Below are 17,147 nucleotides of genomic sequence, written 5' to 3' on the forward strand. Positions count from 1 at the left end.
CGCCCGCGCGCCGGGCGGGCGCCGCCGCGGGCCGCGCCCCCCCCCCCCCGGGGGCTTCGCCCCACTTCGGTTCAGGCAGCGACGACGTCCACCGCTTCGGCGGGGGCCTTGATGGTCACCCGCCCGGTGGGCACACCGGCCACCGACGTCACCGACACCGAATTGAGCATCGGGCGTACCGGCGTCGGAACCGGTTCGCTCGCCGCTGCCGACTCGGCCAGTTCGGCCAGCGACAGCTCGTCGCTCACTTCGCGCATGAGCTCGGACATCCGTACGTCCAGCGCGTCGCAGATCGCGGAGAGCAGCTCGGAGGATGCCTCCTTCTGCCCCCGCTCCACCTCGGAGAGATAGCCGAGCGAGACTCGGGCCGACGAGGAGACTTCGCGCAGAGTACGGCCCTGGCGCTGGCGCTGCCGACGCAGCACGTCACCCAGCAGGCGACGGAGCAGAATCATCGGTGGCTCCCTCCTCGGACCGCGTAGCCGCATCCTTCTCGCCCCACCGTACCGCCTCGCGCTGCGGCCGTGCGGGGAGCGATGTCGTGTTCACTCAGGGCTGCAAACATCAATTCCCCCCGTTGTGTTCCGTATCCTGTGCCCGCGCATTTCCCGAGAGTTCCTCATGGAGCAGTTCCAGCACGCTCCGTACGCTCTCTCTACGGATTTCCGTACGATCGCCGTTCAACCTCAACGACACCACTTTCCCGGCGCGGGCGCTCGTCGCTTCCGGGCCGGCGAGGGCCACGTAGACGGTTCCGACGGGCTGGCCGTCCTGCGGGGCGGGCCCGGCGACCCCGGTCGTCGAGATCCCCCAGTCGGCGCCGAGCCGGTCCCGGACACCGGCCGCCATCTGCAGCGCGACCTCGGGATCCACCGCTCCGCGCTCCGCGAGCAGGGACCCGTCGACGCCGAGGAGGTCGCGCTTGAGAGGCGTGGCGTAGGCCGTGACCGACCCCAGGAAGGACGCCGAGGCACCGGGCACCGAGGTGAGCTCGGCGGCCACGAGTCCGCCCGTGAGCGACTCCGCGGCCGCCAGCGTCTGGTCACGCTCCGCGAGCAGCGCCAGCACCCGGGCGGCCACGGTCATCGTGCCGCCGTCTCCGACCGCGCGGCTTCCCGCTCCGCCGCGAGCCCCTGGCGCCGCAGGACGACCGCCTGGCGGACGTAGTCCAGACCGGTCACGACCGTCAGGACGACGGCCACGGCCATCACCCACCAGCGGAAGGTGGCCAGGGCGCCGGTGAGCATGAGGACGTACATGCCCACGGCGGTGCCCTGGGCGAGCGTCTTCATCTTGCCGCCGCGGCTGGCGGGGATGACCCCGTGCCGGATGACCCAGAACCGCATCAGGGTGATGCCGAGCTCACGGGCCAGGATGACGCCGGTGACCCACCAGGGCAGGTCGCCGAGCGAGGACAGCGAGACGAGTCCGGCCGCCATGATCGCCTTGTCGGCGATGGGGTCGGCGATCTTCCCGAAGTCGGTGACCAGGTTGTACGTGCGGGCGAGGTGCCCGTCGAAGACGTCCGTGATCATGGCCACCGCGAACGCCGCCCACGCCCAGGCACGCCACACGGGGTCGTGTCCGCCGTCCTGGAGCAGCAGCACCACGAAGCCCGGCACGAGGACGAGCCGGATCATCGTGAGGATGTTCGCGATGTTCCACAGGCTGGCCTGGTTGACGGCCGCCGCGCCCAGCTTGCCGCGCGGCGCCGGCCTACCGGTCCCGCCCGTCGCGGATGCCGGGACTCCGGTCATCTGCCCGCCTCCTCGAAAAGACACTCGGCCACCAGGTCGACGCCCTCCGTGCCGACGACCTTCGCACTGACCATACGGCCCGGGGCCAGGCCGGGGCCCGCGCCGCCGTCCGTGGTGAGCAGCAGCACCTGTCCGTCGGTCTCGGGCGCCTGGTGGGCCGCGCGGCCGATCCAGCCGCCCGCCTCGTCCTCGTCGTCCGACTCGGACTCGACGAGCACTTCGAGGGTCTCTCCGATCCGCTCCTCCGCGCGCTGCGCGGTGAGCTCCTCGGCGAGCCGGGAGAGGTGGGCGAGGCGCTCGTCGACGACCTCCTGGTCGAGCTTGTGCTCGTACGTGGCGGCTTCGGTGCCGTCCTCGTCGGAGTAGCCGAAGACGCCGATGGCGTCGAGGCGCGCGTGGGTGATGAAGCGTTCCAGCTCGGCGAAGTCCGCCTCGGTCTCGCCGGGGAAGCCGACGATGAAGTTGGACCGGGCGCCGGCGGTGGGGGCCTTGGAGCGGATGGTCTCCAGGAGCTCCAGGAAGCGGTCGGTGTCGCCGAAGCGGCGCATGGCCCGCAGCACGTCCGGGGCGCTGTGCTGGAAGGACAGGTCGAAGTAGGGCACGACCTTGTCGGTCGAGGTGAGGACGTCGATCAGGCCGGGACGCATCTCGGCGGGCTGGAGGTAGCTGACGCGGACGCGCTCGATGCCGTCGACCGAGGCCAGCTCGGGCAGCAGGCTCTCCAGGAGCCGGATGTCGCCGAGGTCCTTGCCGTAGGAGGTGTTGTTCTCGGAGACGAGCATGACCTCCTTCACGCCCTGCTCGGCGAGCCAGCGCGTCTCGTTGAGCACGTCCGAGGGACGGCGCGAGACGAAGGAGCCGCGGAAGGAGGGGATGGCGCAGAAGGAGCAGCGGCGGTCGCAGCCGGAGGCGAGCTTCACGGAGGCGACGGGGCTGGCGTCCAGGCGGCGCCGGAGCGGCGCGCGCGGGCCGGAGGCGGGCGCCAGGCCGTCGGGCAGGTCGCTCGGCACGTTCTCGGGGGCTTCCACGGTGCCGTGTCCCGGCAGGGCCACGGCCGCGGCGGCCTCCTGGCGCTCCACGGGCGACAGCGGCAGCAGCTTGCGCCGGTCACGCGGGGTGTGTGCCTCGACACTGCCACCGTTGAGGATGGTCTGGAGGCGGTTGGAGATGTCGGCGTAGTCGTCGAAGCCCAGGACGCCGTCGGCCTCCGGGAGGGCCTCGGCGAGCTCCTTGCCGTACCGCTCGGCCATGCAGCCGACGGCGACGACGGCCTGGGTCTTGCCGTGGTCCTTCAGATCATTGGCTTCGAGCAGGGCGTCGACGGAGTCCTTCTTGGCGGCTTCGACGAATCCGCAGGTGTTGACGACGGCGACGTCCGCTTCCTCGGCGTTCTCGACGAGCTCCCAGCCGTCCGCTGCCAAGCGGCCTGCGAGCTCCTCCGAGTCCACCTCGTTACGGGCGCAGCCAAGAGTGACAAGGGCGACGGTACGGCGTTCGGGCATGGACTCAAGACTACTTCGTCCCGGCAGTTCCCCCGTCGCGCAGGGTTCACCTGCGCGACAGAGGTCACATCGGGGGCCTCGGGGCCCGTCTCAGCGCGGGTCTCAGCCGGCCTCGGGGTCGCCCTTGGTGTAGCTGAGCCGCTCGACCTGGCCGGATTCGAACTTGTCGTCGAGCTTCTTGCCGTTCACGTAGAGCTCGATGGCGCCGGCGTTGCCGAGGACCAGGTCGACGCGCTCGTCGTCCTGGAAGGTCTTGGACTCGCCCTTGAGGAGGAGCCCGTCGAAGAGGAGCTTGCCGTCGTGCGCCTTCGCGGAGATCCAGCTCTTGTCGTCGATCGCGGAGAGCTTGACCGTGACCTTGTCCTGCGGGACCGCGGCGATCGCGCTCTCGGTCGGCTTGGGCGCGGGCTTGGCCGGCTTCGGCTTGGCGGCGGAGGTCGCCTTCTCCGGGGCCGGGGCGGGGCCGCCGTCGGCGACGGCGGTCCCCTTCGGGGCGTCGTTCCCGTTGAACATCGTGAAGCCGACGAAGCCGACGACGGCGACGATGGCCGCGACCATCGCGGCGGTCCAGTTCGGCCTGCGCGGCTCGGGGCGGATACGTTCCGCCTCGAAGAGCGGGGCGGCGGGGGTGGGCGCGGGACGTCCACCGTGCTCGGCGTCGTACTGCTCGATCAGCGGAGCCGGATCGAGGCCGACGGCGCGCGCGAGGGTACGGATGTGGCCGCGGGCGTAGACGTCGCCGCCACAGCGCGAGAAGTCGTCCTCCTCGATCGCGTGCACGATCGGAATCCGGACACGGGTGGAGGCACTGACCTCTTCGACGGTGAGACCGGCGGCGATCCGGGCCTGCTGGAGAGCACGACCGATCGGGTCCCGGTCGTCTGCCGGGAAGGTCCGGTCGTCTTCGGGGGAGTTGCCGATGGACACGAGAGCGCCTTTCGAGCGTGTAGCCACCTGCTGGACGTTCAGTCTATGGGTGGTACGAAAGGGTGGGGCAACCGGGCGGGTGCTGTTTGTACGCCATGAGGCTGGGACATCCTTCTGTCCCTCCCTCCAACTTGACGTACGGCCAGGGGAAACGGTTGTCCACCGTTCCCTTACGAGTGAGTCTCGGCCCGGTCTCGAACCGGGTACCCGCCCTCCCCGCCGCTACGCTCCCGACTCGCCCCGGATCACGGCGAGGACCCCGTCCAGCTCGTCCGGCTTCACGAGCACATCCCGCGCCTTGGAGCCCTCGCTCGGCCCGACGATGCTCCGCGACTCCATCAGGTCCATCAGCCGGCCGGCCTTCGCGAAGCCCACGCGCAGCTTCCGCTGGAGCATCGAGGTGGAGCCGAACTGCGTCGAGACGACCAGTTCGGCCGCCTGGCACAGCAGGTCGAGGTCGTCGCCGATGTCCTCGTCGATCTCCTTCTTCTGCTTGGTCCCGACGGTGACGTCGTCCCGGAAGACCGGCGTCATCTGGTCCTTGCAGTGCTGCACGATGGCCGCGACCTCGTCCTCGGTGACGAAGGCGCCCTGCATGCGGACGGGCTTGTTGGCCCCCATCGGCAGGAAGAGCCCGTCGCCCTTGCCGATCAGCTTCTCGGCGCCGGGCTGGTCGAGGATGACCCGGCTGTCGGCGAGCGACGAGGTGGCGAAGGCGAGGCGCGAGGGCACGTTCGCCTTGATCAGACCGGTGACGACGTCCACGGACGGCCGCTGGGTGGCGAGCACGAGGTGGATGCCGGCGGCGCGCGCCAGCTGGGTGATCCGGACGATCGAGTCCTCGACGTCGCGCGGCGCGACCATCATCAGGTCGGCGAGCTCGTCGACGATCACCAGGAGGTACGGGTACGGGTTGAGCTCGCGCTCGCTGCCCTCCGGCAGTTTGATCTTCCCGTCCCGGATGGCCTGGTTGAAGTCGTCGATGTGCCGGTAGCCGAAGGCGGCCAGGTCGTCGTAGCGCAGGTCCATCTCGCGCACGACCCACTGGAGCGCCTCGGCGGCCCGCTTGGGGTTGGTGATGATCGGGGTGATCAGGTGCGGGATGCCCTCGTAGGCGGTGAGCTCGACCCGCTTGGGGTCGACGAGCACCATCCGGACGTCCTCGGGGGTCGCCCTTATCATGACCGACGTGATCAGGCAGTTGATGCACGAGGACTTGCCGGAGCCCGTGGCACCGGCGACCAGGACGTGCGGCATCTTCGCCAGGTTGGCCATCACGTAGCCGCCCTCGACGTCCTTGCCGAGCGCGACGAGCATCGGGTGCTCGTCCCCGGCCGCGTCCGCGAGCCGCAGCACGTCCCCGAGGTTGACCATCTCGCGGTCGCTGTTCGGGATCTCGATGCCGACGGCGGACTTGCCGGGGATCGGCGAGATGATCCGCACGTCGGGCGAGGCCACGGCGTAGGCGATGTTCTTGGTCAGGGCCGTGATCTTCTCGACCTTCACGGCAGGGCCGAGCTCGACCTCGTACCGCGTGACCGTCGGACCGCGCGTGAAGCCGGTGACGGCCGCGTCGACCTTGAACTCGGTGAAGACGTTGGAGAGCGCGTCGACGACCGCGTCGTTGGCGGCGCTGCGCGTCTTGCCGGGCCCGCCGCGCTCCAGGAGGTCGAGCGAGGGCAGGGAGTACGTGATGTCGCCGGCCAGCTGGAGCTGTTCGGCGCGGGGCGGCAGGTCCGCCGGCTCGGGCGCCGGCTTCGTCAGGTCCGGCACGCCGCCACCGGGGCGGTCTCCCCCGCGGGCGGGCGGTACGGGAGCGGCCTTCTCGGCGGGGGCGGAAGCGCCGGACGCCGCCACGGCCGCGTTCCGCTCGGCGGTGACGTCCTTGGTGAGGTCGGCGACGATCGGCGAGGGCGGCATGCCGTTCAGCACGGCGCCGTCGAGCGCGGCGGCGGCCGCCGCGGCGACGTCCACCGGGTCGAGACCGGAGTCGAATTCCTCGCGCCCGGAGGTCCTGCGGGCCGAGCGGCCGCGCCGCTCCAGCATCTCCGCCTCGGCCCGGTCCACGTCGTACGGCTCCGCTGGCCCGCCCGTGCGGCGCCGGACGGGCCGCGCGGGGCGCGGCCGCGCTTCCCGCCCCTCCTCGTCGTACGCCTCGTGGTCGGGACGGCCCGTGTGGCCCTCCTCCTCCGCCGGGTCGTACGGAAGCTCGACGATGCCCAGCTTCGCGCCGAGCAGGCGCAGCCGCTGCGGGATCGCGTTGACCGGGGTGGCGGTGACCACGAGCAGCCCGAAGACGGTGAGCAGCACCAGCATCGGGACGGCGAGGACCTCGCCCATCATGAAGACCAGGGGCTGGGACGCGGCCCAGCCGATGAGCCCGCCGGCGTCCTGCATGGCCGCGCTGCCGTCGCCGCGCCCCGGTGAGCCGCAGGCGATGTGGACCTGGCCGAGGATGCCGATGACGAGGGCGGAGAGGCCGATGCTGATCCGGCCGTTGGCCTCGGGCTTCTCCGGGTAGAGGATCAGCCGGATGCCGATCGCCCCGAGCAGCAGCGGTACGAGCAGGTCGAGCCGGCCGAAGGAGCCGGTCACCAGCATCTCGACGAGGTCGCCGACCGGACCGCGCAGATTGGACCAGGTGCCGGCGGCGACGATCAGCGCGAGCCCGAGGAGCAGCAGTGCGAGCCCGTCCTTGCGGTGGGCGGGGTCGAGCCCCTTGGCTCCGCGCCCTATCCCCCGGAACATCGCGCCGATCGCGTGGGCGAGGCCGAGCCAGGCGCCGCGCGCGAGCCGGTAGACGCCCCCGGTCGGGGACGGGGCGGGCCGGGGCGCGGCCTTCTTCGCGGCGGTCTTCCGTGCGGGGGCCCGCTTGGCGGGCGCGGCCTTCTTGGCCGCCGCCTTCTTCGCGGGCGGCTTGGCGGGCGACTTCGGGGGCGCCGCCTTCTTCGCGGCGCCCGTCGTCCGGCCGGCCCGCGGTTTCGCGGTGTTCGCCGTGCCCTGGGAACCCTTGCCGGACGTACGTGAAGCCATGATGCCGAGGTTACCGGTGTGGAGACCGCCTGTCCGCCTCACCCGTTCGTGTCGGCCGGGCCGGGGCACGATGCTGACGCCGCATCACGGCGCCCCCCCGGCGCGCGGGCGCCGAACCCGTCATCCGGGACAGAGGATGACGGTACGTCAGCTCTGGGCGGGCAGCGTCGGCGCGGCGCCCGTCCCCGGCTCCAGCGCGTCGAGCGCCCGCCGCAGTCCGGTGAGCTTGCGCTCCAGGTGCGCGGCGGTGGCCACGGCGGCCGCGTCGGCGGAGTCGTCGTCGAGCTGCTTCGACAGGGCCTCGGCCTGCTCCTCGACGGCCGCGAGCCGCGCGGAGAGCTCGGCGAGCAGCCCGGCGGACTCCTTGCCGTGACCGCCCTCGGCGCCGCCCTCCAACTGGAGCCGCAGCAGGGCGGCCTGCTCGCGCAGCTTGCAGTTCTTCATGTAGAGCTCGACGAAGACGGAGACCTTGGCCCGCAGCACCCACGGGTCGAAGGGCTTCGAGATGTAGTCGACGGCCCCGGCCGCGTACCCCCGGAAGGTGTGGTGGGGGCCGTGGTTGATGGCGGTGAGGAAGATGATCGGGATGTCCCGGGTCCGCTCCCGCCGCTTGATGTGCGCGGCGGTCTCGAAACCGTCCATGCCCGGCATCTGGACGTCGAGCAGGATGACCGCGAAGTCGTCCGTCAACAGCGCCTTGAGCGCTTCCTCCCCGGACGATGCCCGCACCAGCGTCTGATCGAGCGCGGAGAGAATGGCCTCCAGCGCCAGCAGATTCTCCGGCCGGTCATCGACCAGGAGGATCTTGGCCTTCTGCACCATGCCCCGTCCTCCTCGTCCCGGCAACGGCTCACCCCGGTCCCCCGAACCGGGGGAAGCACCGGGAGCCGCCCCAGAAGACGACTCCCTAGCGCCGTCCGTCCTTGTGCCGGTCATCGTAGCCGCACCCCGCCCGTCGCCACACCCTGTCACCGCGATGTCACTGTGCACGTACCGACAAACGCGGTGGGAGACCAGAAGGTTCCCCGTATCCCGCCCTCTCACACGCCCCTGGCGACAGTCCGTCAGCGGGCGTCCGCGGACCCCCGGCGCGGAGTCACTGCCCCCGCATCCACTGCTCCATCACGGACAGCAGGTGGTCCGGGTCGACCGGCTTCGTCACGTAGTCCGAGGCACCGGACTCGATCGCCTTCTCCCGGTCCCCCTTCATCGCCTTCGCCGTCAGCGCGATGATCGGCAGCCCGGCGAACTGCGGCATCCGCCGGATCGCGGTCGTCGTCGCGTACCCGTCCATCTCCGGCATCATGATGTCCATCAGGACGACCGTCACGTCGTCGTGCTGCTCCAGGACCTCGATGCCCTCCCGCCCGTTCTCGGCGTACAGCACCGCGAGCCCGTGCTGCTCCAGGACGCTGGTGAGCGCGAAGACGTTGCGGATGTCGTCGTCGACGATGAGCACCTTCTCCCCGGAGAACGCGAACGTACGGCGCGGCTCGGCCTCCGGCTCCTCCTGGTCCGCCACCGGCTGGCCGAACTGCCCGGGGACCGCGCCCCGCGCCCCGGTCGCCTCCGCCGCCGCCTTCCGCCGGTGCCGGAACAGCGCCCCGGCCCCGGACCGCGCCTCCGTCCGTACGGGCGGCGGCGGGAAGTGCGGGAACGCGTGGCCGGCACCGGCCATGCCGTCCTCGGCCCCCTGCTGCGGGTCCTCGGCGTCCTGCGCGCCCTGCCCGTAGCCGCCCGACGGGAGCTCCGTCGGGCTCAGCGGCAGATAGAGCGTGAACGTCGACCCGCGGCCGGGCTCGCTCGCCGCGAAGATCTCGCCGCCGAGCAGGCGCGCGATCTCCCGGCTGATCGAGAGCCCCAGACCCGTACCGCCGTACTTCCGGCTGGTCGTCCCGTCGGCCTGCTTGAACGCCTCGAAGATGACCCGCATCTTGCTCGCCGCGATCCCGATCCCGGTGTCGGTGACCGAGAACGCGATGAGGTCGGCCTCCGGGTCGCGCAGCGAACCGGCCTCCAGGAGCTGCTCGCGGATCGACTGCGGCACGTCCGCGCCGGCCGGCCGGATCACCAGCTCCACCGCGCCCGTGTCGGTGAACTTCACCGCGTTGGACAGCAGGTTGCGCAGGACCTGGAGCAGCCGCTGCTCGTCCGTGTGCAGCGTGGCCGGCAGCTCGGGCGAGACCCGCACCGAGAAGTCGAGCCCCTTCTCCGCCGTGAGCGGCCGGAACGTCGCCTCCACGTAGTCGACGAGCTGGACGAGCGCGATACGGGTCGGCGAGACGTCCATCTTGCCCGCCTCGACCTTCGACAGGTCGAGGATGTCGTTGATCAGCTGGAGCAGGTCCGACCCGGCGCCGTGGATGGTCTCGGCGAACTCGACCTGCTTCGGCGTCAGGTTCGTCTCGGCGTTGTCCGCGAGCAGCTTCGCCAGGATCAGCAGCGAGTTGAGCGGCGTCCGCAGCTCGTGCGACATGTTGGCGAGGAACTCCGACTTGTACCGCATGGAGACGGCGAGCTGCTCCGCCCGCTCCTCCAGGACCTGCCGGGCCTCCTCGATCTCGGTGTTCTTCACCTCGATGTCGCGGTTCTGCCGGGCGAGCAGCTCCGCCTTCTCCTCCAGCTCCAGGTTGGACCCCTGGAGCTCCTTCTGCCGGTGTTCCAGCTCGGCCGACCGCTCCTTGAGCTGCTCGGTGAGCTCCTGCGACTGCTGGAGCAGCACCTCGGTCTTGGTGTTGACGCTGATGGTGTTGACGGTGGTCGCGATCAGCTCGGCGAGCTGGTTGAGGAAGTCTCGCTGGATCTGCGTGAACGGCTGGAAGGACGCCAGCTCGATCACACCGAGGACCTTCCCCTCGAAGAGGACCGGCAGCACGATCACGTGCGCGGGCGCGGCCTCGCCGAGCCCGGACGAGATCTTCAGATAGCCCGGCGGCACGTTGACCTGGATGGTCCGCTTCTCCTCCGCCGCCGTCCCGATGAGGGTCTCTCCGGGACGGAACGAGGTCGGCATGGACCCGGCGGAGTATCCGTAACTCCCGCGCATCCGCAGCTCGTACGCGCCGTCGCCCTCACCGACGAGTTCGGCGTCGCTGTGCGCGGAGCCCGTCGGCATGGCCACGAAGAAGGCGCCGTGCTGGGCCGAGACCACCGGGGTCAGCTCGCTCATGATCAGCGAGGCCACGTCGTCCAGGTCCCGCCGGCCCTGCATGAGACCGGAGATGCGGGCCAGGTTGCCCTTGAGCCAGTCCTGCTCCTCGTTGGCGAGGGTCGTGTCGCGCAGGTTGGCGATCATGGTGTTGATGTTCTCCTGGAGGGCCTGGATCTCGCCCGCCGCGTCGACACCGTCGATCTTGAGGTTGAGGTCGCCCCGGGTGACCGCCGTGGCGACGGCCGCGATCGCCCGCACCTGACGGGTCAGGTTCCCGGCCATCTCGTTCACGGACTCCGTCAGGTCCCGCCAGGTGCCGTCCACGTCGCGCACCCGGGCCTGACCGCCCAGCTGCCCGTCCGTACCCACCTCGCGGGCGACCCGGGTGACCTCCTCGGCGAAGTTCGACAGCTGGTCGACCATCGTGTTGATGGTGCTCTTCAGCTCCTGGATCTCACCGCGCGCGTCGATGTCGATCTTCTTGGTGAGGTCGCCCTTGGCGATGGCGGTGGTGACGGCGGCGATCTGGCGCACCTGGCCGGTGAGGTTGTCGGCCATGCCGTTCACCGAGTCCGTCAGGTCGCGCCAGGTGCCCGACACCCCCGGCACCCGCGCCTGGCCGCCCAGGATGCCGTCCGTGCCCACCTCGCGGGCCACCCGGGTCACCTCGTCGGCGAACGACGACAGCGTCGTCACCATCGTGTTGACGGTGTCGGCGAGCTCGGCGACCTCGCCGCGCGCCTCGACGGTGACCTTCTTCGTCAGGTCGCCGTTGGCGACGGCCGCGGAGACCCGGGAGATGTTGCGCACCTGGCTGGTCAGGTTGTTGGCCATCAGGTTCACGTTGTCGCTGAGGTCCTTCCACGTGCCGGTGACCCCGCGCACGCGTGCCTGACCGCCGAGGATGCCCTCCGTGCCCACCTCACGGGCCACGCGCGTGACCTCGTCGGCGAAGTTCGACAGCTGGTCGACCATGGTGTTGACGGTCGTGACCAGCTCCAGGATCTCGCCCTTGGCGTCGACCGTGATCTTCTTCGACAGGTCGCCCGTGGCGACCGCCGTGGTGACCTCGGCGATGTTCCGCACCTGGATGGTGAGGTTGTTCGCCATGAAGTTCACCGACTGGGTGAGGTCCTTCCAGGTGCCGGAGACCCCCTGCACCTCGGCCTGGCCGCCCAGCATGCCCTCGGTGCCCACCTCGCGGGCCACCCGCGTCACCTGCTCCGCGAAGTTCGAGAGCTGGTCCACCATCGTGTTGAGGGTGTTCTTCAGCTCCAGGATCTCGCCGCGCGCGTCCACGTCGATCTTCTGCGACAGGTCGCCCCGGGCCACCGCCGTGGCGACCTGCGCGATGTTGCGGACCTGGGTGGTGAGGTTGCCGGCCATGCCGTTCACCGAGTCGGTCAGGTCCCGCCACACACCGGCCACGCCGGGGACCTGCGCCTGACCGCCGAGCCGGCCGTCCGTGCCCACCTCGCGGGCCACCCGGGTCACCTGGTCCGCGAAGGCGGACAGCTGGTCCACCATCGTGTTGATGGTGTTCTTCAGCTCCAGGATCTCGCCGCGCGCGTCCACGTCGATCTTCTGCGACAGGTCACCGCGGGCCACCGCCGTCGTCACCTGCGCGATCTGCCGCACCTGCGAGGTCAGGTTGCCGGCCATGAAGTTCACGGAGTCCGTGAGCTCCCGCCAGCGCCCGGACACCCCGTCGACCCGCGCCTGACCGCCCAGCCGGCCCTCGGTGCCCACGTCCCGGGCCATCCGGGTCACCTGGTCCGCGAAGGACGACAGCTGCGACACCATCGTGTTGACGGTGTTCTTCAGCTCCAGCATCTCGCCGGCCACGTCCACCGTGACCTTCTGCGACAGGTCGCCGTTGGCCACCGCCGTCGTCACCTGCGCGATGTCCCGCACCTGGCCCGTCAGGTTGCGGAAGGCCGTGTTCACCGAGTCGGTGAGGTCCTTCCACGTCCCCGCCGCGCCGGGCACCTCGGCCTGGCCGCCGAGCAGACCCTCGACGCCGACCTCCCGGGCCACCCGGGTCACCTCGGAACCGAACGCGGAGAGCTGGTCGACCATCGTGTTGACGGTGTTCTTCAGCTCCAGCATCTCGCCGGCCACGTCCACCGTGACCTTCTGCGACAGGTCACCGTTGGCCACCGCCGTCGTCACCTGCGCGATGTCCCGCACCTGCGTGGTGATGTTCCGGAACACCGTGTTGACGGAGTCCGTGAGGTCCTTCCACGTCCCCGCCGCACCCGGCACCTGCGCCTGGCCGCCGAGCAGACCCTGCGCGCCGACCTCACCCGAGACCCGGGTGACCTCGTCGGCGAACGTCCGCAGCGTCTCGGTCATCTGGTTGATGGTGTCGGCGAGTTGGGCGATCTCACCGCGCGCGGACACCCGTACCTTCTGCGACAGGTCACCGTTGGCGACCGCCGTCGTCACCTCGGCGATGCCCCTCACCTGATTGGTGAGGTTGCCCGCCATCGTGTTGACGGAATCGGTGAGGTCCTTCCACACACCGGCGACCCCGGCCACCTCGGCCTGACCGCCGAGCTCGCCCTCCGTGCCCACCTCGCGCGCGACACGGGTCACCTCGGAGGAGAACGACGACAGCTGGTCCACCATCCGGTTGACGGTGTTCTTCAGCTCCAGCATCTCGCCGGCGACGTTCGCCGTGACCTTCTGCGACAGGTCACCGTCGGCGACCGCCGTCGTCACCAGCGCGATGTCCCGCACCTGCGCGGTCAGCCGGTTCGCCATGGTGTTGACGGAGTCCGTGAGGTCCTTCCACGAACCGGACACCCCGCGCACCTGCGCCTGCCCGCCCAGCTTGCCGTCCGTACCGACCTCGACGGCGACGCGGGTCACCTCGGAGGCGAACACCGACAGCTGGTCGACCAGGTTGTTGGCCGTACGGGCGACCTTCAGGAACTCCCCGCGCAAGGGCCGCACGGTCCCGTCCGCACTCTCCGAACGCAGGTCCATCCGCTGGTCCAGGTCACCCTCGGCCACCGCCGACAGGACCCGCCCCACCTCGGACACCGGCCGGGCCAGGTCGTCGACGAGCGCGTTCGCGGCCTCGATCGCCGCCGCCCACGCCCCCTCGCTGGGTCCCGTCTCCAGACGCTCGGACAGCTTGCCCTCACGGCCGACCACCCGACGCACCCGGGACAGCTCACCCGTCACGTGCATCTGCCGGTCGGCGACCTCGTTGAACACGGCGGAGATCTCCGCCATGACCCCGTCGCCGGAGACCGTGAGCCGCCTGCGGAAGTTCCCGTCCCGCATCGACACCAGCGCGGCCAGCAACCGCTCCAGCGCCGCCGCGTCCACCTGGACCGTCCCCCCACGGGAACGCCCGCCCCTCGCGCGCGTGCCACTGCCTCCGCCGCGCCGCGCCGCCGTGCCAGACTCCACCGTGTCCCTCCCGAAAGGGGTCGACCGTTCCGCTCCGGCTCTCGCCGTCAGCCTGTCCAGTGTTTCACCGTGACCGAACCAGGCGATAACAGTTCGGCAGCTTCGCACAGCGTCCCTACCCCCGAGGGACGGAATCAACGGTGACCGGCATCCGCTCGGACAGTGAAGGTAAGTAACCTGGCATCCGGCTGTCCAACCGCCCCGGTCCGCCCGGCGGGGGCGGTGTGGCGTGTGCACGACCACCGGGCAGCGGGAGGGACAGACCGAGCATGGCAGAGCCGGGCGTCGAGACGCGTACGAGGAGTGCTGTGATCACCGCGCGGGCGACTGCCAGCTTCGAGCCCGTCGGGCGGTCCGTCGCGGCCGCCCGCGCCTTCGTCAGGGACACCCTCCAGGGCTGGGGACACCCCGAGCTCGTCGACGACGCCGTCGTCCTCACCAGCGAGCTCGTCACCAACGCCGTCATCCACGCCGGCACCGCCGCCGAGGTCCTCTGCCTCCGCTCCGACGACAGCGTCCGCGTCGAGGTCTCCGACCGCTACCCCGAGCGCGAGATCCCCGTCCAGGGCGGCCGCTCGCTCGGCAGCCCGGACCGCGAGAACGGCCGGGGCCTGCTGCTCTGCGCGGCCCTCGCCCACCGCTGGGGCGTCGACTACTCCCCCACGCGCAAGCACGTCTGGTTCCACCTGAACCTCCCCCAGCGCCCCGTCGGCACCCGCTCCGCCGGCCCGGTCGTCCCCGACGCCCTCCTCCCGGTCGCCGAGACCCGCGTCCGCGTCGCCGTCGCCCAGATCGACCGCGGCGGCACGATCACCTCCTGGAACGAGGACGCCGAGGAGCTCTTCGGGTACGGCTCCGAGCAGGTCACCGGCAAACCCCTCGGCGACCTCGCCGCCTGGCCCCACACCCCCGGCATCGGCACCGGCCTCGCCGAGGCCCTCCGCCTCTCCCGCTGGGAGGGCAGCTACGGCATCCGCTGCGCCGACGGCCGCGTGATCCCCGTCTACGCCTCCCACCTCCGGGTCCGCGACGCCGAGGGCGAGCCCTCCACGGTCTGCCTCCTGGTGAGGGAGCACGAGCGCGCCGTCCTCCAGTCCCCCCAGCGGCCCGTCGCCGAGCCGGGCGCCGAGAGCCGCGCCGCCGACCCCTTCGAGGTCTTCATCGGCTCCCCCGCCCCCGACGACCTCGACGGACTCCTCCAGCGCACGGTCGAACGCGCCCGCGACATGCTCGACGGCGACGCCGCCTTCCTCCTCCTCGCCACCGACGACGAGACGGAGCTGGAGGTACGGGCCACCACCGGACTCCCGGCCGCCCGCCAGCGCTTCGCCCGCGTCCCCGTGGAGACCGGCGCCAGCCGCTACGGCTCCGCCCGCATGCCCGCCGTCCACGAGGACCTGGCCGCCGTCCCCGGCGCCGTCCCCCTCCTCGAAGCCACCGGCATGCGCTCGGTCGTCACCGTGCCGCTCAAGGTCGAGGGCCGCCTCACCGGCTCGCTCGGTGTGGCCGCCGAGTCCGCGAACCGCTACTCCAACGAGGAGGCCCTGCGCCTCCAGTTCGCCGCCGACCGCATCGCCCTGGCCGTCGAGTCGGCCCGCCTCGGCGAACTCGAACGACTCCGCCGCGGCTCCCTCAGCTTCCTCGTCGAGGCCTCCGACCTCCTGGCCGGCACCCTCGACCGCGACCAGACCCTGGCCCTCATGGCCCAGATGACGGTCCCGACCCTCGCCACCTGGTGCGCGGTCTACACGATCGCCGACCAGGCCTCCGACCCGTACCTCTCGTACGTGCTCCACGAGGACGAGGACCGCATCGACGGCCTGAAGGAGCTGCTCTCCTCCATCGCCCCGCCCGACCCGGTGGCGACCCTCGGCGCCCGCGTCTGGACCGCCCCGGGCGACGCCGCGCACCGCGCCGCGCTGACCGCCTCGGTCCGTGCCCTCGACCACCCGACGAGCCCGCTCTCCTCCGGCATCGACACCACCCTGGCGACCGCGACCGCGGTCGCCGGCGAGACGGTCGTCCTGCCGCTGGTCGCCCGCAACCGGGTCATCGGCATGCTGACCCTCGGCAGGCCCTCGGAGGACCACTTCCGCCAGGAGATCCTGGAGCTCGCCGAGGACCTGTCCCGCCGGGCCGCGCTGGCCCTGGACAACGCCCGCCTGTACTCGGAGCGCGTGGCGATCAGCCAGTCCCTCCAGCGCAGCCTCCTCCCGCCCGGCCTCCCCACGATCCCGGGCGTCGAGGTCGACGTCATCTACCGGGCGGCGGGCGAGGGCAACGAGGTGGGAGGCGACTTCTACGACGTCTTCCCCATCAGGGACGACGTCTACGGATTCGCCATCGGCGACGTGTGCGGTACGGGCCCGGAGGCGGCCGCCGTCACGGGCCTGGCCCGGCACGCCCTGCGCCTCCTGGCCCGCGAGGGCTTCGGCGGCCCGGCCGTCCTGGAGCGGCTGAACGCGGCGATCCTCGACGAGGGCGCCCGCAGCCGCTTCCTGACCCTGCTGTACGGCGAGATGCGTCCGCAGCCGGACGGCTCGGCGATCCTCAAGGTCGTCTGCGCCGGGCATCCCCTCCCGCTGCGGCTGCGCCCGGACGGCACGGTGGAGCCCGCGGCCGAGCCGCAGCCGCTCCTCGGCGTCATGGAGGATCTGGAACTGTACGAGCAGACGGTCACGCTCGACCCGGGCGACGTCCTCCTGTGCGTCACGGACGGCGTGACGGAGCGCCGCGAGGGCACGCGCATGCTGGGCGACGACGGCCTGGCCGAGGTCCTCAGGACGTGTACGGGCCTGACGGCCGGAGCGGTCGCCTCCCGTGTCCTGCGCGCGGTCGAGCGCTTCGCCCAGGCTCCCGCCTCGGACGACATGGCCATCCTGGCGATGCGCCTCCGCGAGCCGGACCACAGCTGACACCACCCGGCGCCTCCCCTTCGGGGGGCGCCGGCTCGCATCGCTCCGGGAAACGCGAAAAGGCCCCCGCCAAGAGGCGGGGGCCTTTTCTTTTTCGGAGCCCTTTAACGGAATCGAACCGTTGACCTTCTCCTTACCATGGAGACGCTCTACCGACTGAGCTAAAAGGGCAGGTGTTCGGCGGCGTCCTACTCTCCCACAGGGTCCCCCCTGCAGTACCATCGGCGCTGAAAGGCTTAGCTTCCGGGTTCGGAATGTAACCGGGCGTTTCCCTAACGCTATGACCACCGAAACTCTATGAAGATATGAACCGCCGCACCACCCAAAGGGGGGCGTGTTCGTTACTTCAGAACTAACACAGTGGACGCGAGCAACTGAGGACAAGCCCTCGGCCTATTAGTACCGGTCAGCTCCACCCATTACTGGGCTTCCACATCCG

At 71.1% G+C, this 17,147-nt stretch carries 9 protein-coding genes, 1 tRNA gene and 1 rRNA gene; 1 reads left to right on the forward strand and 10 read right to left on the reverse strand.

Annotated elements, in window-relative coordinates; all coding sequences use genetic code 11:
* Positions 1 to 71: 71 nt before the first annotated feature.
* The 8 genes from ACFV2S_RS24705 to ACFV2S_RS24740 form a co-directional block, all read right to left on the reverse strand.
* Positions 72 to 455 (reverse strand): helix-turn-helix domain-containing protein, encoded by a 384-nt coding sequence (locus ACFV2S_RS24705; protein WP_024758922.1) that lies wholly within the window; start codon positions 453 to 455, stop codon positions 72 to 74.
* Between the two features lie 109 nt (positions 456 to 564).
* On the reverse strand, positions 565 to 1,086 hold the full coding sequence (locus ACFV2S_RS24710; RefSeq protein WP_385562997.1) for a CinA family protein: 522 nt from the start codon (positions 1,084 to 1,086) through the stop codon (positions 565 to 567).
* Positions 1,083 to 1,757, reverse strand: a complete 675-nt coding sequence (gene pgsA, locus ACFV2S_RS24715) for a CDP-diacylglycerol--glycerol-3-phosphate 3-phosphatidyltransferase (protein WP_385563001.1) — start codon at positions 1,755 to 1,757, stop codon at positions 1,083 to 1,085. The genes ACFV2S_RS24710 and pgsA overlap by 4 nt, the downstream gene beginning before the upstream one ends.
* Positions 1,754 to 3,259, reverse strand: a complete 1,506-nt coding sequence (gene rimO / locus ACFV2S_RS24720) for a 30S ribosomal protein S12 methylthiotransferase RimO (RefSeq protein WP_385563004.1) — start codon at positions 3,257 to 3,259, stop codon at positions 1,754 to 1,756. Before rimO ends, pgsA begins: the two co-directional genes overlap by 4 nt.
* A 102-nt stretch (positions 3,260 to 3,361) precedes the next feature.
* On the reverse strand, positions 3,362 to 4,186 hold the full coding sequence (locus tag ACFV2S_RS24725) for a helix-turn-helix domain-containing protein (protein WP_383801197.1): 825 nt from the start codon (positions 4,184 to 4,186) through the stop codon (positions 3,362 to 3,364).
* A gap of 222 nt (positions 4,187 to 4,408) precedes the next feature.
* Complete coding sequence (locus ACFV2S_RS24730) at positions 4,409 to 7,219, reverse strand: DNA translocase FtsK (RefSeq protein WP_385563008.1); 2,811 nt, start codon at positions 7,217 to 7,219, stop codon at positions 4,409 to 4,411.
* Positions 7,220 to 7,366: 147 nt separating this feature from the next.
* Positions 7,367 to 8,041 (reverse strand): two-component system response regulator, encoded by a 675-nt coding sequence (locus tag ACFV2S_RS24735; RefSeq protein ID WP_383801202.1) that lies wholly within the window; start codon positions 8,039 to 8,041, stop codon positions 7,367 to 7,369.
* Between the two features lie 274 nt (positions 8,042 to 8,315).
* Positions 8,316 to 13,793, reverse strand: coding sequence for a HAMP domain-containing protein (locus ACFV2S_RS24740; protein WP_385563012.1), 5,478 nt, complete (start codon positions 13,791 to 13,793; stop codon positions 8,316 to 8,318).
* A 269-nt stretch (positions 13,794 to 14,062) separates the two neighbouring features.
* On the opposite strand from ACFV2S_RS24740, the gene ACFV2S_RS24745 reads away from it, so the two are divergent.
* Positions 14,063 to 16,708: a SpoIIE family protein phosphatase gene (locus ACFV2S_RS24745; protein ID WP_385563015.1), complete on the forward strand. Its 2,646-nt coding sequence runs from the start codon at positions 14,063 to 14,065 to the stop codon at positions 16,706 to 16,708.
* Positions 16,709 to 16,806: 98 nt separating this feature from the next.
* On the opposite strand, the gene ACFV2S_RS24750 is transcribed toward ACFV2S_RS24745, so the two are convergent.
* Together ACFV2S_RS24750 and rrf are read right to left on the reverse strand one after the other, a co-directional pair.
* A tRNA-Thr gene (locus ACFV2S_RS24750) sits at positions 16,807 to 16,879 on the reverse strand.
* Positions 16,880 to 16,883: 4 nt separating this feature from the next.
* Positions 16,884 to 17,000, reverse strand: a 5S ribosomal RNA gene (rrf, locus tag ACFV2S_RS24755).
* Positions 17,001 to 17,147 lie beyond the last annotated feature (147 nt).

It is taken from the genome of Streptomyces sp. NPDC059695 (assembly GCF_042733785.1).
Classification (GTDB): Bacteria; Actinomycetota; Actinomycetes; order Streptomycetales; family Streptomycetaceae; genus Streptomyces.

Bases quoted from the DNA above. Each gene is read 5' to 3' on its own strand.
- ACFV2S_RS24705 (WP_024758922.1), bottom strand. From the start codon at position 455: ATGATTCTGCTCCGTCGCCTGCTGGGTGACGTGCTGCGTCGGCAGCGC.
- ACFV2S_RS24710 (WP_385562997.1), bottom strand. From the start codon at position 1,086: ATGACCGTGGCCGCCCGGGTGCTGGCGCTGCTCGCGGAGCGTGACCAG.
- pgsA (WP_385563001.1), bottom strand. From the start codon at position 1,757: ATGACCGGAGTCCCGGCATCCGCGACGGGCGGGACCGGTAGGCCGGCG.
- rimO (WP_385563004.1), bottom strand. From the start codon at position 3,259: ATGCCCGAACGCCGTACCGTCGCCCTTGTCACTCTTGGCTGCGCCCGT.
- ACFV2S_RS24730 (WP_385563008.1), bottom strand. From the start codon at position 7,219: ATGGCTTCACGTACGTCCGGCAAGGGTTCCCAGGGCACGGCGAACACC.
- ACFV2S_RS24735 (WP_383801202.1), bottom strand. From the start codon at position 8,041: ATGGTGCAGAAGGCCAAGATCCTCCTGGTCGATGACCGGCCGGAGAAT.
- ACFV2S_RS24745 (WP_385563015.1), top strand. From the start codon at position 14,063: ATGGCAGAGCCGGGCGTCGAGACGCGTACGAGGAGTGCTGTGATCACC.